The sequence below is a fragment of the Streptomyces sp. NPDC088124 genome, assembly GCF_040685895.1.
Classification (GTDB): domain Bacteria; phylum Actinomycetota; class Actinomycetes; order Streptomycetales; family Streptomycetaceae; genus Streptomyces.
On the sequence record NZ_JBFBJB010000003.1, the window covers coordinates 246104 to 267191 of the forward strand.

At 68.6% G+C, this 21088-nt stretch carries 17 protein-coding genes and 1 pseudogene; 7 read left to right on the forward strand and 11 right to left on the reverse strand.

The features are described from left to right. The first annotated feature begins 137 nt into the window (after positions 1–137). Positions 138–1694 carry an ABC transporter substrate-binding protein gene (locus tag AB0P17_RS03840; RefSeq protein WP_365807289.1) on the forward strand — a complete coding sequence of 519 codons (1557 nt, stop codon included), beginning with the start codon at positions 138–140 and terminating at the stop codon, positions 1692–1694. A 9-nt stretch (positions 1695–1703) separates the two neighbouring features. Here AB0P17_RS03840 and AB0P17_RS03845 read toward each other — a convergent pair whose 3' ends face one another. Genes AB0P17_RS03845 through AB0P17_RS03855 form a run of 3 tightly spaced genes read right to left on the reverse strand, consistent with a single transcriptional unit; the run spans position 1704 to position 3565 of the window. Beyond that, positions 1704–2465 carry a TetR family transcriptional regulator gene (locus tag AB0P17_RS03845; protein ID WP_365807290.1) on the reverse strand — a complete coding sequence of 254 codons (762 nt, stop codon included), beginning with the start codon at positions 2463–2465 and terminating at the stop codon, positions 1704–1706. Positions 2466–2522: 57 nt separating this feature from the next. Continuing rightward, positions 2523–2738: a DUF397 domain-containing protein gene (locus AB0P17_RS03850; protein WP_365807292.1), complete on the reverse strand. Its 216-nt coding sequence runs from the start codon at positions 2736–2738 to the stop codon at positions 2523–2525. Continuing rightward, positions 2735–3565, reverse strand: a complete 831-nt coding sequence (locus tag AB0P17_RS03855; protein ID WP_365807294.1) for a helix-turn-helix transcriptional regulator — start codon at positions 3563–3565, stop codon at positions 2735–2737. Before AB0P17_RS03855 ends, AB0P17_RS03850 begins: the two co-directional genes overlap by 4 nt. 281 nt (positions 3566–3846) lie before the next feature. Between AB0P17_RS03855 and AB0P17_RS03860 the strand changes: the two genes are divergently transcribed. Next, positions 3847–4038 (forward strand): hypothetical protein, encoded by a 192-nt coding sequence (locus AB0P17_RS03860; RefSeq protein WP_365807296.1) that lies wholly within the window; start codon positions 3847–3849, stop codon positions 4036–4038. 40 nt (positions 4039–4078) lie between these two features. Here AB0P17_RS03860 and AB0P17_RS03865 read toward each other — a convergent pair whose 3' ends face one another. The 6 genes and pseudogenes from AB0P17_RS03865 to AB0P17_RS03890 all read right to left on the reverse strand — a co-directional run. Continuing rightward, positions 4079–4654 (reverse strand): hypothetical protein, encoded by a 576-nt coding sequence (locus AB0P17_RS03865; RefSeq protein ID WP_365807298.1) that lies wholly within the window; start codon positions 4652–4654, stop codon positions 4079–4081. 122 nt (positions 4655–4776) lie between these two features. Next, positions 4777–5565 carry a succinate dehydrogenase iron-sulfur subunit gene (locus AB0P17_RS03870; protein ID WP_365807299.1) on the reverse strand — a complete coding sequence of 263 codons (789 nt, stop codon included), beginning with the start codon at positions 5563–5565 and terminating at the stop codon, positions 4777–4779. Next, positions 5565–7319 (reverse strand): succinate dehydrogenase flavoprotein subunit, encoded by a 1755-nt coding sequence (sdhA, locus tag AB0P17_RS03875; protein ID WP_365807300.1) that lies wholly within the window; start codon positions 7317–7319, stop codon positions 5565–5567. The genes AB0P17_RS03870 and sdhA overlap by 1 nt, the downstream gene beginning before the upstream one ends. Positions 7320–7339: 20 nt before the next feature. Then, positions 7340–7822: a succinate dehydrogenase hydrophobic membrane anchor subunit gene (locus AB0P17_RS03880; RefSeq protein WP_365807302.1), complete on the reverse strand. Its 483-nt coding sequence runs from the start codon at positions 7820–7822 to the stop codon at positions 7340–7342. A gap of 7 nt (positions 7823–7829) precedes the next feature. After that, a complete protein-coding gene (gene sdhC, locus AB0P17_RS03885; protein ID WP_365807303.1) occupies positions 7830–8210 on the reverse strand; it encodes a succinate dehydrogenase, cytochrome b556 subunit in 381 nt (126 codons plus the stop codon). A 168-nt stretch (positions 8211–8378) separates the two neighbouring features. Beyond that, positions 8379–8948: pseudogene (locus tag AB0P17_RS03890) on the reverse strand (2-oxo-4-hydroxy-4-carboxy-5-ureidoimidazoline decarboxylase); the annotation flags it as partial. A 469-nt stretch (positions 8949–9417) separates the two neighbouring features. On the opposite strand from AB0P17_RS03890, the gene AB0P17_RS03895 reads away from it, so the two are divergent. The 3 genes from AB0P17_RS03895 (at position 9418) to AB0P17_RS03905 (ending at position 12795) form a co-directional block, all read left to right on the forward strand. After that, positions 9418–11013 carry a glycoside hydrolase family 20 protein gene (locus AB0P17_RS03895; protein WP_365807305.1) on the forward strand — a complete coding sequence of 532 codons (1596 nt, stop codon included), beginning with the start codon at positions 9418–9420 and terminating at the stop codon, positions 11011–11013. Positions 11014–11783: 770 nt separating this feature from the next. Further along, entirely contained in the window at positions 11784–11951 is a 168-nt protein-coding gene (locus tag AB0P17_RS03900) for a hypothetical protein (protein WP_365807307.1), read from the forward strand. A 160-nt stretch (positions 11952–12111) separates the two neighbouring features. Continuing rightward, on the forward strand, positions 12112–12795 hold the full coding sequence (locus tag AB0P17_RS03905) for a hypothetical protein (protein WP_365807308.1): 684 nt from the start codon (positions 12112–12114) through the stop codon (positions 12793–12795). A gap of 118 nt (positions 12796–12913) precedes the next feature. Here AB0P17_RS03905 and AB0P17_RS03910 read toward each other — a convergent pair whose 3' ends face one another. Both AB0P17_RS03910 and AB0P17_RS03915 read right to left on the reverse strand, forming a co-directional pair. After that, positions 12914–13510, reverse strand: a complete 597-nt coding sequence (locus tag AB0P17_RS03910) for an isoprenylcysteine carboxylmethyltransferase family protein (RefSeq protein ID WP_365807309.1) — start codon at positions 13508–13510, stop codon at positions 12914–12916. Between the two features lie 5 nt (positions 13511–13515). After that, the gene (locus AB0P17_RS03915; RefSeq protein ID WP_365807311.1) at positions 13516–13698 is read right to left on the reverse strand and encodes a hypothetical protein; all 183 of its coding nucleotides are present in this window, start codon (positions 13696–13698) and stop codon (positions 13516–13518) included. A gap of 123 nt (positions 13699–13821) precedes the next feature. Here AB0P17_RS03915 and AB0P17_RS03920 point away from each other — a divergent pair, with 123 nt between their 5' ends. Together AB0P17_RS03920 and AB0P17_RS03925 are read left to right on the forward strand one after the other, a co-directional pair. Next, a complete protein-coding gene (locus AB0P17_RS03920) occupies positions 13822–14202 on the forward strand; it encodes a metalloregulator ArsR/SmtB family transcription factor (protein WP_365807312.1) in 381 nt (126 codons plus the stop codon). Between the two features lie 499 nt (positions 14203–14701). Next, positions 14702–21088 (forward strand): amino acid adenylation domain-containing protein (locus tag AB0P17_RS03925; RefSeq protein WP_365807313.1); only part of this gene is annotated, 6387 nt, incomplete at its 3' end.

Below are 21088 nucleotides of genomic sequence, written 5' to 3' on the forward strand. Positions count from 1 at the left end.
ACAGCTACTCACCGGTTGTCTCGACTTAACGCGACTGTTTCCCGCAAGAGCCCCCATTTCTCTTCCACAGGTGGAGACCTGTGTGGTTGGGTATGCGCCATCGCGGTCAGGGGTGGGCGCGACAGAGGGGCACAGCGATGCGTTCGGTCCGGGTACGGATACTCATCACATGTCTGGTTCTGGCGGTCGCGGGCGTGGGCGGCTGGCAGCTGCTTCCGGCCAACCGGGCGGAGCCGAAGGCGATCACCGTCGGTACGACGGACGTCGTCTCGTCGCTCGACCCGGCGGGGGCGTACGACGCGGGCTCCTGGGCGCTGTTCAGCAACATCTACCAGTCGCTGCTCACGTTCAAGCCCGCCTCGGTCACCCCCGTACCGGACGCGGCCCGCTCCTGCGCCTTCACCGGTACGGAACTCACCACCTACCGCTGCGAGCTGCGGGACGACATCACCTTCCCCAGCGGCGCGCGGATGACAGCGGAGGACGTCAAGTACTCCTTCGACCGCGTCCTGGCCATCAAGGCGGACGCCGGCCCCGCGCCCCTCTTCGCCACGCTCAAGTCGGTGACCGCGAAGGGCCGGACCGTCACCTTCCAGCTCCGCTCCCGTGACGCGACGTTCCCGCTCAAGGTGGCCACCGGGGCGGGCTCGATCGTCGACCGCACCCAGTACCCGGCGGACGCGCTGCTCGACGGCGACGTGACCGGCGGTACGGGACCGTACCGCCTCGACCGCTACCTGCCGGGCTCCTCCGCCCACCTGGAGCCCAACACCCGCTACCGGGGCGCGATCGAGGAGACCGGCGGCCCGGTGGACATCGAGTACTTCAAGACCTCCGACGCCCTCGCCACCGCCTGGCAGGCCGGCACGGTCGATGTCACCCACCGCCAGCTCCCGCCGTCCGAGATCGCCACGCTGGAGGGCGGGTCCGACGGCGGTCGGGTCAACGAGTCCGACAGCGCCGCCATCCGCAACCTCGTCCTCAACACACGGTCCGGATCGCCGTTGGCCGACAAGGCGGTGCGCCAGGCGGTCGCCGCCGTGATCGACCGGCCCAGGATCGTCTCCGACGTGTACGAGTCGACGGTCGAACCCCTCTACTCACTGATCCCGCAGGGCATCACCTCCCACAGCACCCCGTTCTTCGACACCTACCCGGAGCCGGACACGGAGCGCGCCCGCACCCTCCTGGAGGACGACGCGGACGTGCGGATACCGGTCAGCCTCACCCTCGGATACGCGCAGGGCGGCGCGGCGGAGCCGGAGGCCGCCGAACTGCGCCGGCAGCTCGAAGCGACCAAGCTGTTCAAGGTGAAGGTGGTCGAGAAGGAGTGGACGCAGTTCCAGAAGAGCTACTCCGGCGGCGAGTTCGACGCGTACACCATCGGCTGGGTGCCGGACTTCCCCGACCCCGACAACTTCATCCAGCCCCTCATCGGACGCGACTCGATCCTGCACAACGGCTACGCGAGCGAGCAGACCGACGAGCTGATCCGCTCGACGCAGCAGTACGGCGAACGGGGGCGCGCCGCCGAGGACTTCAAGTCCCTCCAGCGCGTGGTGGCCGAGGACGTGCCGATCGTGCCGCTCTGGCAGAAGAAGGACTACGTCCTCAGCGGCGAGGACGTGACCGGCGCGCAGTACCTCTCGGACGGCACGGGCGCCTGGCGGCTGTGGCGGCTCGGCCGGCTCTGACCGGCCGGTTCAGCTCTCCTTCCGGAGCACGCCGTTGTCCTTGCGGGCGGCGGCGGCCCGGGCCATGCCGGGCAGGAACTCCGTGACCAGCTCCTGCAGTTCGCGTACGAGCGGCCTCAGCACCCGGAAGCGGGAGAGCGCGGTGCCGCGCGCGATCAGCCGGGCGCCGCGCAGGGCGAGCCGGTGGGACCGCTCGCACCCCTCCGAGCGGTCGTAGACCCAGTACAGCACCAGACCCATCTGGGCCAGCCACATCAACTCCGGCAGCGAGTCGGCGAGTTCCGGGTCCATCTTGGTGCCGGACCCGGCCAGCACCGCGTGGTGCACGGAGATGGCCGCCTCCCGGGTGGGTTCCGACTCGGGGGAGAAGGGGCTCAGCGGGCTGTCCGGGTCGGCGGCGTTCCTGAAGAACTGCGCCGAGAACTCGTGGTACGGCTCCGCGATCTCCAGCCACGCCGTCAGCACCCCGCCGAGGCGCGCCTCCAGACCGGTCTCCCGGTCGAGCACGGGCCTGATCGCCGCCCGGTGCTCCGTGGCGATCCGGTCGTAGAAGCCCTGGACGAGATGTTCCTTGGAGGAGAAGTAGTAGTACGCGTTCCCGACGGAGACCCCGGCCTCCTGCGCGATGGCCCGCATCGTCGTCCGGTCGTAACCGCGCTCCTGGAAGAGCCGCAGCGCCGTTTCGAGGATGAGCGTGCGGGTCTGCTCGCTCTTGGACACGGCGGGGGCCCTGACGTCCTTCCGGCCTCTCTGGTCCTTCTGGTCCTTCACACTGCCCGAGCCTAGTGGGACGACGGACCGGGCCCGGCGCCGCCACCTGGACGCGGCTCAGGAGGCGGTGAATTCGCCTCCGCGTACGGCGTGGATGAAGGTGCTGAAGGTGGCGTGGGGGAAGGCGAGGTGGGGGGCTTCGGGGGTCTTGGAATCCCGGACGGGGACGGTGCGGGGGATGCCGTCGGCCACCTCGACACACTCGCCGCCGTTGCTCTGGCTGAAGGAGGAACTCCGCCAGTTCTCTTCGGGGATGAAGGCGGGATTCGTCATGAGTAGCAGTCCTTCATGATGGAGCCGATCATTTCTGCCGACTCGTGCGGCGAGAGAGCTGTTGCCTTGAGCAGATCATAGGCATCGTTTGCGGCCACCACATCATCAGTGTCCGCCAGAAGGTAGCCCCGGGGGAACCCATCGACATGGACCACGTCGGCAGCTCCTTCGCCGAACGACAACAGGCCAAACGGGCTGGCCGCGATGTGGTTGGTGGTGCGGGTCGGCACGATCTGGACGACGTGCGGTGGCTTGTCCGCCAGATCCCGGAGGTGGGAGAGCTGTTCGTACATCACGGTCTCGCTGCCTACGGTGTTTCGCAGAACGAACTCGTTCAGGACGAGCCACAACCGGGTTGGTTTCTCTCGCTCAAGGATGCGTTGCCGTTCTGTGCGAGCCGTGACGAGATCTTCGAGGTTGACCGGACGGCCGGCGCGCAGCACCGTCCGCGCGTACTCCTCCGTCTGCGCGATGCCGGGCACCAACAAGGGGTGGAACATGTGCAATGAGGTCGCGGTCCACTCCAGTTCCACGTACCTGCGGAACCACGGCGGAAAGGCCCACCGCAAAGCAAGCGGCCAGAGCCTGACGAACCGCCCGTTGGCATGCGGGAACACCCGGTCGCACGCCTCCGCGAAGTTCAACGGCGGTACTTGTGTCCCGGATTCGATCTTCGCCACGAGCGAGTAGCTGCAGCACGCCTCCTTGCCCAGCGCCTCGCGCGTCATGCCCAGGCGTTCACGGTCCAGCCGGACCTCGGCGCCGAAATGGGCGAGAGGGGAGACGGTCGGGTCGGCCGTCTCCCCGGTTTCGTCTTCGACAGTCACTCGAACCCCCGAATGATCATTGGACGCCTTCCGCGGTCCAGCCTGCCCCTCTGTTGGGCACGCTTGCCGGTGCCGAAGCTTGAGTACGGAAAGCGAGCGTTTGATAACGGAAGGTACATCCCCATGTGTGAGCAAGCCACCGGTACGAGCGTGAACGACTCGGACGAGTTGGCCGCACTGATCGAGAGCGGAGGCTTCTGGCGCCTCGTGCCCGACTGGGTTCCCCGGCGATTCGCCCCGCCCACGCGAGAGAACTCCACACAGGCCCTAGGGAGGCCGGAATGACGGGCAGCGAGGTGCGACAGCGCCTGTCCACGCTGATCGCGACCTTCGGGGTCGACGGCACACTCGTGGTACGGAAGGGCTCCGGCGCGGAGGGCGCCGATCTGGCGCCCGGGTCGGCGCTGAAGTGGCCGCCGTGCCGGTGCGGCAGCCCGAAGTGCCCGGACTACGAACCGTCGCCCCCGCCCTGACCCGCACCCGGCGGAAGGCGGATCGGGTGTGCGGGCTTCGTTACATGGCGCTCAGGGACCGGGCGTAACTGATCTGGCTCATGACCATCTGGAACGTTCCCGCGTCGTTGGCCGGGATCATCGCCGCGTGGTGCTTGCCGCCGCTGGTCACCGTCACCTGGATGAAGCCGGTCGTCGTCTTCTCCTTCATCAGGAGGAAGAGCAGACCCAGCAGACAGAAGATGAAGAAGATGATCGCCAGGATGATGGCGTGCGTCGGGATCTTCTCCTCCGTGCGGGACATGTCCGTCGCGTTCCAGACCGCGCCCCGCAGCGGCAGCGTGCCCGACGGCGTGATGATCGAGTCGCCCACGACCGTGATGTCACCGAGCGTCACCAGTGGTGCACCGGCCTGACCGCCCATCGGCACGGGGTGCGGTGCGCCCGTCTGCGGCGGGTAGCCGTATCCCGGAGGGGTGAACGACTGGCCATCGGCGAGGGTCGGGGGCGGGAAGTTGTACTGCGGGGCACCCGCCGCGGGCGTGCCCGGTGCCGGCGTGCCGGGTGCCGGCGCGCCGGGCTGCTGGGCCGGACCCCACCTGTACTCTCCGTCGCCGTACGGATTCGGCTCACTCATGTTCATTCCCCGCTTCCCCGGGCCCGGTGGGCCTACTCGGCTTTCCGGAACCGATCCTGACACATCAAAGGCCCGTTCCCGTACGGGGTGCGTAACGGAAACGGGCCTTTGGACGGCGGTGGTCAGAAACGGCGCGTGATCAGCGCGCGCTTGACTTCCTGGATCGCCTTCGTGACCTCGATACCGCGCGGGCAGGCGTCCGTGCAGTTGAACGTCGTGCGGCAACGCCACACGCCGTCCTTGTCGTTGAGGATCTCCAGGCGCTGCTCGCCCGCCTCGTCACGCGAGTCGAAGATGAAGCGGTGCGCGTTGACGATCGCGGCCGGGCCGAAGTACTGGCCGTCGTTCCAGAACACCGGGCAGGACGACGTGCACGCGGCGCACAGGATGCACTTGGTGGTGTCGTCGAAGCGCTCGCGGTCCTCGGCGGACTGCAGGCGCTCCCGCGTCGGCTCGTTGCCGCTGGTGACCAGGAAGGGCATCACGTCGCGGTACGCCTGGAAGAACGGGTCCATGTCGACGATGAGGTCCTTGAGGACCGTCAGCCCCTTTATGGCCTCGATGGTGACCGGCTTGGTGACCGCGCCGCTCTTGTCCGTCGAGACGATGTCCTTGATCAGCGTCTTGCACGCCAGCCGGTTACGGCCGTTGATCCGCATCGCGTCGGAGCCGCAGATGCCGTGGGCGCAGGAACGCCGGAACGTGAGCGTTCCGTCGACATCCCACTTGATCTTGTGGAGGGCGTCGAGCACGCGCTCCTTCGGGTCGATGTCGATCCGGAAGTCCTGCCACTCGGCCTCCGCGGAGACCTCGGGGTTGAACCGGCGGATCCGGAACGTGACCGCGATGAGGTGCGAGGAGGTGGAGTCCGCCTCCAGCGCGTCGAGCTTGTCCAGGGTCGGGGTAGCCATCAGTACTTACGCTCCATCGGCTGGTAGCGGGTCTGGACGACCGGCTTGTAGTCGAGACGGATGGACTCGTTGCCGTCGTCGCCGACCTCGCGGTACGCCATGGTGTGGCGCATGAAGTTCACGTCGTCACGGTTGGGGAAGTCCTCGCGGTAGTGACCGCCGCGCGACTCCTTGCGGGCGAGCGCGGAGACGGCCATCACCTCGGCCAGGTCGAGCAGGTTGCCCAGCTCGATGGCCTCCAGCAGGTCCGTGTTGAACCGCTTGCCCTTGTCCTGGACGGACACGTTCAGGTAGCGCTCGCGCAGCTCGGCGATCTTCTCGACGGCCGTCTTGATGGTCTGCTCCGTACGGAACACCATCACGTTGGCGTCCATGCACTCCTGGAGCTCCAGGCGCAGCGCGGCGACCCGCTCCTTGCCCGTGGACGCGCGCAGCCGCTCGACCTGGGCCTCGACCAGCGACGCCGGGTCCTCGGGAAGCTCGACGTAGTCGTTCTTCGCGGCGTACTCGGCCGCGGCGATGCCCGACCTGCGGCCGAAGACGTTGATGTCGAGCAGCGAGTTGGTGCCGAGGCGGTTGGCGCCGTGCACCGACACGCAGGCCACCTCGCCGGCCGCGTACAGCCCGGGGACGACCGTCGTGTTGTCGAGGAGGACCTCGCCCTGGACGTTGGTGGGGATGCCGCCCATGGCGTAGTGCGCGGTCGGCTGGATCGGGATCGGGTCCGTGTACGGCTCGATGCCCAGGTAGGTCCGCGCGAACTCGGTGATGTCGGGCAGCTTCGCGTCGAGCTGCTCCGGCGGCAGGTGCGTCAGGTCCAGGTAGACGTGGTCGCCCTCGGGACCGCAGCCGCGGCCCTCGCGGATCTCCGTGTAGATGGAGCGCGAGACGACGTCACGCGAGGCGAGGTCCTTCATGACGGGCGCGTACTTCTCCATGAAGCGCTCGCCGTCCTTGTTGCGGAGGATGCCGCCCTCACCGCGGGCGCCCTCCGTCAGCAGGATGCCCATGCGCCAGATGCCCGTCGGGTGGAACTGGAAGAACTCCATGTCCTCCAGCGGCAGTCCGCGGCGGTAGCACGCGGCCTGGCCGTCACCGGTCAGGGTGTGCGCGTTGGAGGTCACCTTGAAGAACTTGCCGGTGCCGCCGGACGCGTAGATGACCGACTTCGCCTGGAAGACGTGGATCTCGCCGGTGGCCAGCTCGTACGCGACGACGCCGGCCGACTTCTTGACCCCGTCGACCTCGGTGAGGAGCTGGTCCAGGACGTAGAACTCGTTGAAGAACTCCACGCCCTCCTTGACGCAGTTCTGGTACAGCGTCTGGAGGATCATGTGGCCCGTGCGGTCCGCGGCGTAGCAGGACCGGCGGACCGGCGCCTCGCCGTGGTTACGGGAGTGGCCGCCGAAGCGGCGCTGGTCGATGGTGCCGTCCGGGGTGCGGTTGAACGGCAGGCCCATCTTCTCCAGGTCGAGGACCGCGTCGATGGCCTCCTTCGCCAGGATCTCGGCGGCGTCCTGGTCGACCAGGTAGTCGCCGCCCTTGATCGTGTCGAAGGTGTGCCACTCCCAGTTGTCCTCCTCCACGTTGGCGAGCGCGGCGGCCATGCCGCCCTGCGCCGCGCCCGTGTGGGAGCGGGTCGGGTAGAGCTTCGTCAGCACCGCCGTACGGCTGCGCTTGGTCGACTCGATGGCCGCGCGCATCCCGGCGCCGCCGGCGCCGACGATGACGGTGTCGTACTTGTGGATCTTCATAGGTCTCGTCTGCCCCGGCTCTAGCGGATGTTCGGGTCGAAGGTGAAGATCACCAGCGAGCCCAGAAGGATGGTGAACACCGTGGCGGTGTACAGCAGGCCCTTGAGCCACAGGCGCGTGTTGGGGCGCTCCGCGTAGTCGTTGATGATCGTGCGGAGGCCGTTGGCGCCGTGCAGCATCGCCAGCCAGAGCATCAGCAGATCCCAGACCTGCCAGAACGGCGAGGCCCAGCGGCCGGCCACGAAGGCGAAGCCGATCTTGGACACGCCGCCGTCCAGTACGAGCTGGATGAGCAGGTGGCCGATGACCAGGACGACGAGGACGACCCCGGAGAGCCGCATGAAGAGCCATGCGGCCATCTCGAAGTTGCCGCGGGTCGACTTCGGGGTCTTGCCGGTGCGCTTGCGGGGCGGCTCGATCACGGGAGCCGGGTGCTCCACGCTGTAGAGGCTCTCGCCCTCCGCCTCGACGGGGCTGATCGCGGAAGTGGTGTCGGTCGACATCGGTCTCTCAGCTCCCGAAGACTTCGCGTACGGCGTGGCCGAGCACGGGGTAGAGGGCACCGACCATCAGGACGACCCAGATGCCCACGACGGACCAGAGCATCTGCTTCTGGTAGCGGGGGCCCTTGGACCAGAAGTCCACGGCGATGACACGCAGGCCGTTGAGCGCGTGGAAGAGAATCGCGGCCACCAGGCCGTATTCGAGCAGCGCCACGAGCGGTGTCTTGTAGGTCGCCACCACGTCGTCGTACGCCTCTGGTGAGACGCGGACGAGAGCGGTGTCCAGTACGTGTACGAACAGGAAGAAGAAGATGAGCACGCCGGTGACTCGATGAGCCACCCACGACCACATTCCTTCCCGGCCGCGGTACAGCGTTCCAGCCGGCACGGAAAAACCCTCCGGGAGCGGGGATCGGGGCCGGCCGCCATCTTCTACTCAATCAAGCACAGTGGTGTCGGTCGCGCCCGGCCGGGTACGGTCCACCGGCCCCGGCAATGGTAGCGACGACTTGTCGGTTCCTCCGCGCGGGGTCCATAGATGTGATCAAACAGGCAATCAAACAGCCACGGACGGGCTATCGCTCCACCCTGAACAGCCTGGTCGTCCCGGGCGGCCCGCGGGCCGGGACGCGGACCGGCCCGTCGCCTGGCCGGGCAGCGCCCCGGGCTCCGGCGCCGAGAGCAGCCGGACGATCCGGCCCCGGGCGCACCGCCGCAGCTCGTCGGCGGAGACGGAGCGCTCCAGGTCGGGATCGTGCGAGAGCCGGGCGCGGATACCGGCCAGGACATGGTCGAGCTGCTCCTCGGGCCGGTGGCCGTCGAGGCTGATCACGAAGGCGTGGCCGAAGCTGCTCTCGTACGCGGCGTGCGCGGCGTGCAGCGCGGTCCTGGCGGCGGGCGGCGCGGGGTGCGGCGGCACGGCGGAGGACTCGGCGGCGAGCGCCTCGGCGAGGTCGGGCACGGGGAGGTCGTACCCCGCCTCGTCGGAGGCGGCGAGCAGGGAATCGAGATCGGGGTACGGGCGGTGCGCGGCGACGCGCTGGGCCCAGCGGCGGCTGCCGCAGCACGTGAGCAGCGCGGCCACGGCGTCGGCCCCCGGGGCGGCGTTGAAGCGGTCGAGGCCGGTGGGACGGTCGGTGCTGTTGGGGTGGCCGGTGCCGTTCGGGTGGCCGGCGTCTGGTGCGCGGGACAGCGGAGGCTCCTCGAACGCGGTGGGTCGGCAGCGGTCGGGCCCGTACCCCTGGGGCGGGTGCCGAGGGGATGGGGCGTGATGTGACCATCGGACGGGTCGGGTGGTGAAGGGTGGCGGGTGGTACGACAGGGGCGTCTGGCGTGGACACCTGTCACCGGTGCTCACACGCGCGACCTGCACATACGACCCGCACAAAGTCAGACGTGATCGCACACGAAATGGTTGAGCTCGAAGGGGCAGATGCGTCGTAAACGTTATCGATGCCTTGAGCGAGACGTCCGACAACTGCACGAAATTCACCCGGATGGGAGAGTTTCGGCGCGCGGAATGGACGCCGCCGTGGGACCTTCGCCGTAATCGTGTCGTGCTTATGCCGTACATCCGCACATGGGAGGTTTGAGTGATGTGGTCATCCCCGGGTATCCGGGCCGCCGGCGCGGCGGCCGTAGCCCTGGCCACCGCCGTCACCGTCGGGGGGTGCTCCGGGAGCGGGAACGCCGGCTCCTCGGACGACAGCACGGACCGCTCCGCCGCGAGCGCCGCGGCCACGCCGTCACCCACACGGTCCTACCCGCTCTCCACCGCACCGGAGGTCATACCCTCCGTGCGCAAGCACGAGGCGGCCCGAGGGCCCGGCTGGAAGCCGGGGCCCGACAGCGGCGTCGTCATAGCCAAGGGCAGTGAGGGGCTGGCCGACGAGGGGAAGCTGCTCTCCCAGGAGCTGAAGATCTCCTACCGGGGCGCGGCCGCCGCCCGGGCCGGCGACGTGGAGCTGGCGCTCGCGAGCGGCAGCGGCGCCGCCGAGTCGTACACCCTCACCGCCCGTGACGACAAGGTGCGGATCACCGGCCCGGACGAGGCCGGGGTCTTCTACGGCACCCGCACGCTCAAGCAGTCCGTACGGGCCGCCGGTGTGATGCCGGAAGGCGTCGTACGGGACGCGCCGGCCTTCCCGCAGCGCGGGCTCAACCTCGACATCGCCCGCAAGTACTACACGCCGGGCTGGATCGAGGACCGGCTGCGCGAGATGGCAGACCTCAAGCTCAACCAGCTGGGCCTGCACTTCTCCGACGACCAGGGCTTCCGGATCGAGTCCACGACCCACCCCGAGGTCGTCTCCCAGCAGCACCTCACCAAGGCCCAGGTCCGCCAGATCCTGGCGCTCGCCGACCGGCTGCACATCACCGTCGTCCCGGAGATCGACTCCCCCGGACACCTCGGCGCCGTGATGCGCCCGCACCCCTCCCTCCAGCTCCGCAACGTCAACGGGAAGCCGACCCAGGGCGCGATCGACATCTCGCAGCCCGCGGCCGCGAAGATCGTGGACGACCTCCAGAGCGAGTTCGCCCAGCTCTTCCCCGGCCGGTGGTGGAACCTCGGCGCCGACGAGTACCAGGCGCTGGTGGTCTCCAACCCCGAGGCGTCGTACCCGAAGCTGGCCGAACTGGCGGTCCAGAAGTACGGCCCCAACGCGCGCATCCAGGACCTGACCACGGCCTGGACGAACGACCGGGGCGCGGCGCTCGGCCCGTACGGCAAGAAGCTCAAGGTCTGGAACGACGGCCTGTTCAAGGGCGGCGTCGTGAAGGCGAACCCGGACATGGAGGTTCAGTACTGGACGGGCAGGGAACTCGGGGCGCGCGAGCCGGTCGAGTACCTGAGCGAGGGGCGCAAGGTCGTGAACTTCAACGACGAGTACCTCTACTACGTGCTCGGCCAGCCGAACAACTTCGTCTACCCGACGGGCAAGCGGATCTACGAGCAGTGGACGCCGCTGGTCCTGCGCGGCACGAAGCCGGTGCCCGCGAAGTACCTGCCGCAGATCCAGGGCGGGGTGTTCGCGATCTGGGGCGACTTCCCGAACGCGCAGACACAGGACCAGGTCGCCCAGGGCATCCGGCTGCCCCTGGCGGCGGTGGCGCAGAAGACGTGGAACCCGGACAAGCCGCCGCTGAGCTGGAGCGCGTTCACGGCGCTCGCGGACAAGCTGGGCGTCTGAACCGTCCGGACCGTCTCTGAATCGTCCGGACGGCGGGGGCCCCGGACGGTCCGGGCCACCACCGGCCCGGACCGTCCGGGCCACCACAGGTCCGGACCGTCCGGACCGTCCGGACCACCGGAGCGGCCGGAATCCTGTGGACAGGGCGCCCGCGGGCACATATGTTCCCCGGGCGCCCGGGGTGGGCGCAGGACAGGCCCGCAGGGCCTTGGGCGGGCCCGCTCCGGGCCCCGGGGGGTTGACGTCACCGGGATTCTCCGAGGATGCCCCGGCCTTCAGGTCGGGGAGGAATCGGACTCCTGCGGAGCAGGGCAGGAAACGGGGTTTCGCCTCCAGGGCGAAAGACCGCCCGCATCGTCGGATACCCTGGATGTCGTGCGTTGCGAGAACCAAGCGCGTACGACGTGTTGAGCGAGAACCAAGCCAACACGACGGTCACTTTGCTTTGCTGTGCAAACCGGGCAGGTTCCGTCCCGGCTGGTGCTGAGGGAGTAAGACCTTTCAGGTTGTCAACCTGTGAGGCTTCCTGAGTCAGGAATCCCCCTGCTTTAGCTGGGGGAGGGTTCAAATGCTGTGTTCCCAGTGCCGCCCGCGCGAGAGCCGCGACCACCACGGAAGGCCACTGCGCCGAGTGCGCCGCGGCCCGGTGGAGCGCCGGGCTGCGGCTCGCCTCGCCGGTCGGCCTGGGCACGGCGCTGGTCGCCCTGTTCTGCGCCGTCATCGCCGCCGACCTCTTCTCGCTGCTGGCCGGGGCCCGGGTGCACGGGCTGATGACCGATGTCGTCAACGAGGACTTCGACGCCTTCACCGACGAGGACCTGGACCGCGCCGACCTGCTCCACGCCGCCTCCGGGGTGGTGCAGTTCGCCACGGTGGTCGCGACGGCCGTGGTCTTCCTCGTCATGCAGCACGCGAAGGCGACCGGCGCCCCGGCCTGACCCGCCTCGGCGGTATCCCCGGACGCGGCCATTGGAAGATGGTTGATGCATGCATGGGTGTTCCACGGCCTATGGGTGGTCTACGCGCGATCTCGGAGTGACGTTTTCCGGATGATTGACGCAGTACTGGTCAGTACAGCGTCCGTGACAGGAGACGTCCATGAGTCTGGTGAAACTGATCGCGCAAGCGGACGAGCGCGGCCTGGCCGCGAGCGGCCTCGCCTGCCTCGACCGGTGCCTGCCGCCGGGTGCCGGGGAGGCCGAGCCGCTGCGGCCGCTGTGGGCGGGCGCCGCCGCGGGCGCGGACGAGTGGCCGGCCCGGCTGGCGGAGGCGCGGGACGGCTTGGACGCGGTCATCGCGGCGGAGTCGGCACCGGAGCCGGATCCGGTCCCGGCTCCGGGTGGAGCGGCGGGCGACGGATCCGGGGCCGGTACGGGCGTCACGCTCGCGCTCGTACGGACGCTGCTCGGCTCCGCGCCGTCCCGGTGGGAGGCCGAGCCGCTGCGGGCGTGGGCGGACACCTGCTCCGTGGTGGCGCTGGAGATCCATCAGAAGCTCGACGTGGTCGGCGAGAGCGGCAGCGCCGCGGCCGCGGAGTGGCTGGCACGGTGCCGCGAGGACCCGGCGGCCGTGGCCGACGCGGTGGACGGCGCGGAGGGCGGCGATGGCGTCGGCCCGCTGGTCGCCGGGGAACTGCGGCGCCAGATCCGGATCCTGGAGATCCTCTCCGAGCCGACGGGCGCCGCGGGCGCGGGCGCGATGCGCCGGGCGATGGACCTGTCGACCGAGGGCCAGCGTGTGCTGCGTGCGGTGGTCTCGCGCAGGGCGCGGGCACGGAACTGACGGCGGCGGTGGGGCGGCCGTGCGTCGGCCGATGGGGCGTTCGTCGCCCGACCGGCGCCCGGCACCCCGGTCAAGCGGGTCGTACGGCCGTGAACGTAACGTACCGTCGTCGCGGCCATCAGCGGAGCCTGCCGAGGCCGGGTAGGAAGCGGCCGGTGCGGGCGGTGTACTGGTGCCAGGCGATGCCGTGGATGCGTTCCAGGTAGGGCTCTTCGATCCGGCGGACCTGGAGCTCGATGCCGATGATCATGGCGGCCAGGCCCACCAGGGAGAGCGTGCTCGGGACGGCGAGGGCCAGCCCGGCGGTCATCGTGGTCAGCGCGGTGTAGATGGGGTTGCGCACCAGGCGGAACGGTCCGGAGGTGACCAGCCCCGGGCGCTCGCCGGGGTCGACCGTGGTGCGCCAGGAGGCGCCCATGGCGAGCTGGCAGCCGAAGACCGCCAGGATTGCCAGTCCCGCCAGCACCGCCCCGCCCACGCGTGGTACCGGCCGGTCCAGGGCGGGCAGCGGGTCGAGGCCGAGGAGCTCCGCCACCGGGGCCACGACGCCGGCGACGATGCCGCCGAGCGCACTGGTCAGCCGCGCGCCCCAGTGGAAGATCCCCACCGGGAGGCGCACCCCGTTCTCCCCGGTACGGCGCCGTTGGACCGCGGCGCGCACGCCGCCGTCCAGCAGCAGGAACACGGCGAACAGCGCCAGCGCCACGGCAGGCATCGCCCTCACCCCCGCTTCCGGTTCTGCGGGCGGACCGTGCCGGGCAGGTGGCCGCGCCGGCTCCTGGTGCCTGCGAGGGACGGGTCGATCGTGGCGAGACGCGTGGCGCGGAAGTCTGGGACCTCGTAGAAGTGTTGCGACGCCGGCCGGGCGGGATGGCCGACCGCCGCCTTCCCCAAGTGGTTCATCACCATGACATGACCCCCATGGATGACATCGGATTGCGAAGCTATCATCGTTGCGCGACGATGAATAGGGGGTGAACATCCGTGCCCACGGCCGTCGTTGTGCGGGCTGGCTATCATCGTCCTATGGCGATGAGTAGCGTGGAGGCCGGGCCGGCGGCCGGCGCCCCGTGCGGAGCACCCTCGGCGGCGGTGGCCCTGTTCCGCTCCCTCGGCGACCCGGCTCGCCTCGCGATACTGAGGCGCCTGGCCGAGGGGGAGGCCAAGGTCGTGGACCTGGTCGGCTGCGTGGGCCTGGCGCAGTCGACGGTATCGGCGCACCTGTCCTGCCTGCGCGACTGCGGTTTGGTCGACTACCGTCCGCAGGGCCGGGCCTCCCTGTACTTCCTGGCCCGGCCGGAGTTGCTGGATCTGCTGGCCTCCGCCGAGCAGTTGCTCGCCGCGACCGGCGAGGCTGTCGACCTGTGCCCCACCTACGGCACGGCGACGCTGTCGACCCCGAAGTAGGGCAGAGGCGCCCGATGAGCGACGCGCGCGGCCGCGGTCACGAGAACGCGATGTGATGTCGGACGCGTAGGCGCGCTCCCTGTTCCAGGGAGCGCTTTCGCCCCGGCCGCCGGACCGTTTCTCGGTATTGATGCCTCTGCGGCGGCGATTTCATGCGTATCGACCTGAATGTGCGGATGTTTTAACGCCGCAATATATGTGGTGGATCGGTCTCTTGGTCCACGCCTTACGTGTTCCTTTCTTGGGCGGTTTCAGGCGTTTCGTTCTGTAAGCGTCGGCGGCAAATGTGACGGAACAGTAAACGGGCTTCGCAAATAAGCATCAAACGCCCTCTAAATGCCTACTTTGCCGAGAACGTTGACAGTGTCCAGTTCGGCTTGAGAGGGTTAAGTGGATCAACATTGCTGTCAAACTGCTTAATTGGTCGCTCCTGGTGTGGGGCGCGAGTGGTGACCGGGGTGTGGAGATGTCTGGATCGCGTGGTGGCCGTCGTGAATTGATGGCCGGGCAGCTTGGTGTATGGCATGCGCAGCAACTGGATCCGGATAATCCCATCTACAACATGGGTGAATACATAGAGATTCACGGAAAGGTGAACACGCGCTTATTTGAGGCGGCCACACGAAGGGCCGTCCAGGAAGTCGACTGTTTTCACCTGCACTTCGAGGGAATCGCCGGCGAAGTCCCGCAGCAGTATTTCGACCCGCGGAGCGATTGGCCGTTTCACGTGATCGACGTGAGCGGTGAGGAGGATCCCCGTTCCGTCGCGGAGAGTTGGATGCGGACGGACATGCGACGTCCGGTGGACCTCCAGGGCGATGCGCTCTTCACCCAAGCTTTATTCAGGGTGGACGAAGATCTCTTCTTCTGGTACCAGCGAATACACCACATCATCGCGGACGGACTCGCAGGGTCCCTGATAGCCGGCCGAGTGGCTGCGGTTTACACGGCACTGCTGGTCGGCGAACCCCTCACAGAGGGTGCGCTTCCCTCAAGTTCCGTACTGATGGACGCCGATGACGACTACCGGATGTCCGAAGAATTCGAACTGGACCGGAAGTACTGGACGGAGCGTCTTTCCGATCGCCCTCGAACGGTCAGCTTGAGCGGCCGGGAACCTTCCGCCACGCCCCATGAACTGACACGCCATACGCTCCACATCCCTCCCGACGCCGCCACGGAACTCAGAAGCTCCGCACGTCGGCTCGGAACGAGCCTCTCGGGTCTGGCCATAGCCGCGAGCGCTGCCTACCTGCATCGCGCCACGGGGCAGGAGGACATCATTCTCGGGGTCCCCGTGATGGGTAGATCACGTGCACTGCGGGACATCCCTGGAATGACGGCGAACATCGTGCCTCTGCGCCTCACCGTGCAGCCGAAGGCCACGGTGAGAGAACTCGTGAAGCAGGTGTCCCGCGGAGTGAGAGATGCCTTGCGGCATCAGCGATACCGCTACGAGGACATCCTCAGAGACCTGAAGCTCGTAGGGCGCAGCGGACTTTACCCTCTACTCGTCAACATCGTCTCCTTCGACTACGATGTGAGATTTGGTGACGCTCCCAGCACTCCGCACAGCCTCGGTGGCATAAATTTCAATGACCTGTCGATTTCCGTGTACGACAGGTCGTCCGACGGAAGCATGTCCGTGGTGGTGGATGCCAACCCGGATCTCTACCGTCGGGGAGCAGCGCATGAGCATGCTGCGAAATTCCTTGACGTGATGAACTGGATGGCGCGTTCCGCTGCGGAGGAACGCGTACACCGGATCACATTGATGAGCCGCTCCGAGCAGCGTCTGGTTCTCACGGACTGGAACGACACGGCCCGGGAGGTGCCCGCGGCGACGCTGCCGGAGCTGTTCCAGGTCCAGACCGCTCGTACTCCGGATGCGACCGCCGTCGTCTTCGAGGGCGTGGAGCTGAGTTATGCGGAGCTCAGTGCGCGGGCGAATCGTCTTGCGCGGTTGCTGATGGATCGGGGTGTGGGGCCGGAGTCGCTGGTCGCGGTGATGATGCACCGGTCGGTCGATCTGGTGGTCGCTCTGCTTGCGGTGGTCAAGGCCGGAGGCGCGTATGTGCCTGTTGACCCGGACTATCCCGCCGAGCGGATCACGTACGTCCTCACCGACGCCCAGCCCCTCCTGGTGCTCACCAGCGCGGGCCTGGCCTCTCGCCTCACCGACCGGCACCCGCCGTACGTGGCTCTCGACGACCCGCGGACCACGGCCGCACTCGCGGACCTCCGGGACACCGACCTCGCCGACACCGAGCGCCGCGCCGCCTTGCTGCCCGCCCACCCCGCCTATGTCATCTACACCTCCGGCTCCACCGGACAGCCGAAGGGCGTGACCGTACCCCACGCGGGTATCGTCAACTGGCTGACGTGGATGCAGGGCGCCTACAACTTGGCCGCCTCGGAACGGGTGTTGCAGAAGACCCCCTTCGGTTTCGATGTGTCGGTACGGGAGTTCTTCTGGCCGCTGCTCCAGGGTGCGACCTTGGTGGTCGCCAAGCCCTCGGGCCACCGTGACCCCGCGTACCTGGCCGAGTTGATCCAACGCGAACGTGTCACGATCGCGCACTTCGTCCCCTCCCTGCTGCAGGTCTTCCTCCGCGAACCGGCCGCGGCCGCCTGTACCGACCTGCGCGCCGTGTTCTGCAGCGGTGAAGCGCTTCCCAGTGACGTCGCCGGGCAGTTGCGGAACGTACTGGACGTTCCGCTTCATAATCTCTACGGCCCCACCGAGGCGTCGGTCGAGGTCACCGCATGGACCTGTGACAGCGACACCAGCAGGAGCAGCCTCCCCATCGGACGTCCGGTCTGGAACACCCAGGTCTATGTACTCGACGCGGCGTTGCGTCCGGTTCCGGTGGGTGTCGCGGGTGAGTTGTATCTGGCCGGTGTGCAGTTGGCCCGTGGCTATCTGGACCGGCCGGGGTTGACCGCGCAGCGGTTTGTGGCCAACCCGTTCACTTCGGGTGAGCGGATGTACCGGACCGGTGACCTGGCCCGGTGGAACGCCGAGGGGCAGTTGGAGTATCTGGGCCGTACGGATGATCAGGTGAAGGTGCGTGGTTTCCGGATCGAGTTGGGTGAGGTCGAGGCGGCGCTGAGCGCACATCGGTCCGTGGCCGGGTCGGCGGTGGTGGTGCGTGAGGACCGCCCCGGTGACAGGCGTCTGGTCGGCTATCTCGTTCCGACGGGCGGTCCGGAGGGTGTGGACCTTGCCGTAGTACGTGGGCATCTGCAGGGTGTGCTGCCGGAGTACATGGTGCCGTCGGCGCTGGTGGTGCTGGAGGCTCTGCCCCTGACGGTCAACGGCAAGCTGGACCGCAGGGCCCTGCCCGCTCCGGACTACCGGCCGACCGATGATCGGCGGGGGCCGGTGACGGTGCAGGAGGAGATCCTGTGCTCGGTATTCGCCGAGGTCCTGGGCCTGTCCACGGTCGGGGTGGAGGACAACTTCTTCGAGCTGGGCGGCCACTCACTGCTGGCGACCCGGTTGGTGAGCCGTATCCGGTCGGTCTTCGGGGCCGAGGTGCCGATCCGGGCGCTGTTCGAGGCGCCCACTCCGGCTGCCCTGGCGGGCCGGTTGACCTCCTCAGGAGCGAGGCGGCAACCGCTGGCGCGGGTGGAGCGTGCGGAGCGGGTGCCGTTGTCGTTCGCGCAGCAGCGATTGTGGTTCCTGGGCGAGTTGGAAGGCCCGTCGGCCACGTACAACATGCCCCTCGCCCTGCGACTGACCGGAGCGCTGGATGTCGACGCTCTGAAGGCCGCCCTGCGTGATGTGATCGGCCGGCACGAGGTCCTGCGCACCGTGTTCGCGACGGTGGACGGTCAGCCCTACCAGCAGATCCTGCCGACGGAGAACACTCCGGTCCCACTCGCGGTCGAACGGGCGGCCGACCTTGAGGCCGCGATCACCGGGATCGCAGGTCACCACTTCGATCTCGCCAAGGAGATCCCGCTGCGGGCCCGGCTGTTCGAAGCCGGTCCTGACGAGCACGTCCTGATGATCACGGTGCACCACATCGCGGGTGACGGGTGGTCCCTGGCCCCGCTGACGCGGGATCTGTCGGCCGCGTACACGGCCCGTTCCACTGGCCAGGCCCTGGAACGGGTGCCGTTGCCGGTGCAGTATGCCGACTACAGCCTGTGGCAGCGCGAGCTGCTGGGTGAGGAGACCGACCCCGACAGCCTCCTGACCGAGCAGTTGACCTACTGGCGCCAGGCGCTGGCCGACCTGCCGGAGGAGCTGACGCTGCCGTTCGACCGGCCGCGTCCCCCGGTCGTCTCCCATCGGGGTGGCAGTGCCGGACTGACCATTGACGCGCGGACGCACCAGAAGTTGGTCGAGCTGGCCCGGGTACAGGGCGTGACGGTGTTCATGGTGGTGCAGGCGGCTTTGGCCGTCCTGCTGCACCGGCTGGGGGCCGGAGACGACATTCCGGTCGGCACCCCGATCGCCGGCCGCACCGACGAGGCACTGGACGATCTGGTGGGGCTCTTCGTCAACACCCTCGTCCTGCGCTCGGACCTGTCCGGCGATCCGACCTTCCTGCAACTGCTGGACAGAACACGGGAAACGGACCTCGGCGCCTACACGCACCAGGATGTGCCGTTCGAGCGGCTGGTGGAGGACCTGGCCCCGGCCCGGTCGATGGCCCGCCACCCGCTGTTCCAGGTCATGCTCACCCTGCAGAACACCGCCGAAGCCCGTCTCGGCCTGCCCGGGCTGACCGTCGAGACACTGCCTGCGGGCGTCCTTCCCGCCAAGTTCGACCTGGACTTCCAGATCGCCGAGCAGTTCACCGACGGCGGCACCCCGGCGGGCCTGACCGGACTGATCACGTACGCCACCGACCTGTTCGATCCGGCGAGTGTCGAGGCGATCGTACGGCGCTTCCTCATGGTCCTGGAGACGGTGACCGCGGATCCGTCGCTGCCGGTCAGCCGCATCGATGTCCTGGACACCGCGGAGCGGGAGCGGATCCTGTCCGGGTGGAACGGCACCACCCACGAGGTTCCGCCGACCACACTGGCCGAACTGTTCGAGGCCCAGGTCAGCCGCACCCCCGACGCGACCGCGGTGGTCTTCGACGGCACCGAGGTGACCTATGCGGAGTTGAACGCGCGGGCCAACCGGCTGGCCCGCGTCCTCGTGGACGGGGGCGCCCGGCCGGAAGAACGTGTGGCGGTGCTGATGGACCGCTCCACCGACCTGGTCGTCGCACTCCTCGCAGTGGTCAAGACCGGGGCCGCGTACGTCCCGATCGACCCGGCCCACCCCGCCGACCGCATCACCTACACGCTCAGCGACGCCCAGGCCACGCTGCTGGTCACCCACCAGGCCATGACAGGCGCAGTGGATGACGGTGCCGGTGTGACGCGCATCGTGACGGATGCCCCGGACACCATGACGGCCCTGTCCGCCCTGGCCGGGGAGAACCTCACGGACCACGAGCGCCGCACCCCCCTCCTGCCCGCCCACCCCGCCTACGTCATCTACACCTCCGGCTCCACGGGACGCCCCAAGGGCGTCGTGGTGAGCCACGCGGCAGTCTCCGCCTACCTCATCTGGGCGCGCGGCGCGTACCCCGGGTTGAGCGGCCGGACCGTGCTGCACTCGTCGGCCGCGTTCGACCTGACCGTCACACCGCTGTACGGCACGCTGATCTCGGGCGGTGCCCTGCATGTCGCGGATATCCGGGAGGGGCTTCCCGCCGGACCGGCGCCCACCTTCCTGAAAGTGACGCCGAGCCACCTGGGCCTGCTGTCCGAGGAGCCCGCCGTGTCCTTCGCCCGGGGAGACCTCGTCGTCGGCGGCGAGAGCCTGGCAGGCGAGCAGCTCACACGGTGGCGGTCCGCGCACCGCGACGTCCTGATCACGAATGAGTACGGTCCGACCGAGGCGGCCGTCGGATGCGTCACCTTCACCGTCCGTCCCGGGGACCCGGATGCGCCGGGCGGCGTCCCCATCGGCCGTTCCGTTCCGAACATGCGGGTCTTCGTGCTGGACGCGGGGTTGCGTCCGGTTCCGGTGGGTGTCGCGGGTGAGTTGTATCTGGCCGGTGTGCAGTTGGCCCGTGGCTATCTGGACCGGCCGGGGTTGACCGCGGAGCGGTTTGTGGCGAGTCCGTTCGCTTCGGGTGAGCGGATGTACCGTACCGGCGACCTCGCTCGGTGGAGCGTCGACGGGCAGTTGGAGTATCTCGGGCGGACCGATGACCAGGTGAAGATCCGGGGCTTCCGGATCGAGCTGGGTGAGGTCGAGGCCGTACTGGCCGGGCAGCCGGATGTGGGCGGGTCGGCGGTGGTGGTGCGTGAGGACCGACCCGGCGACAAGCGACTGGTCGGCTACCTTGTCCCGGCGAGTGGTCCGGAGGGGATGGATCTCGCCGCGCTGCGTGCTCGTCTTGGTGAGGTGTTGCCGGAGTACATGGTGCCGTCGGCGCTGGTGGTGCTGGATGTGCTGCCGCTGACGGTGAACGGCAAGCTGGACCGCAGGGCTCTGCCCGCTCCGGACTATCACGCGACCGGTGGTGGGCGGGAGCGGGCGACGGTGCAGGAGGAGCTTCTGTGCACCGTGTTCGCCGAGGTCCTGGGGTTGCCTGTGGTCGGGGTGGAGGACAACTTCTTCGAGTTGGGCGGTCACTCACTGCTGGCGACCCGGTTGGTGAGCCGTATCCGGTCGGTCTTCGGGGCCGAGGTGTCGATCCGGGCGCTGTTCGAGGCGCCCACTCCGGCTGCCCTGGCGGGCCGGTTGACCTCCTCAGGAGCGAGGCGGCAACCGCTGGTGGCGATGGTACGGCCCGAGGTGGTGCCGGTGTCGTTTGCGCAGCAGCGGTTGTGGTTTCTGGGTGAGTTGGAGGGGCGGTCGGCGACT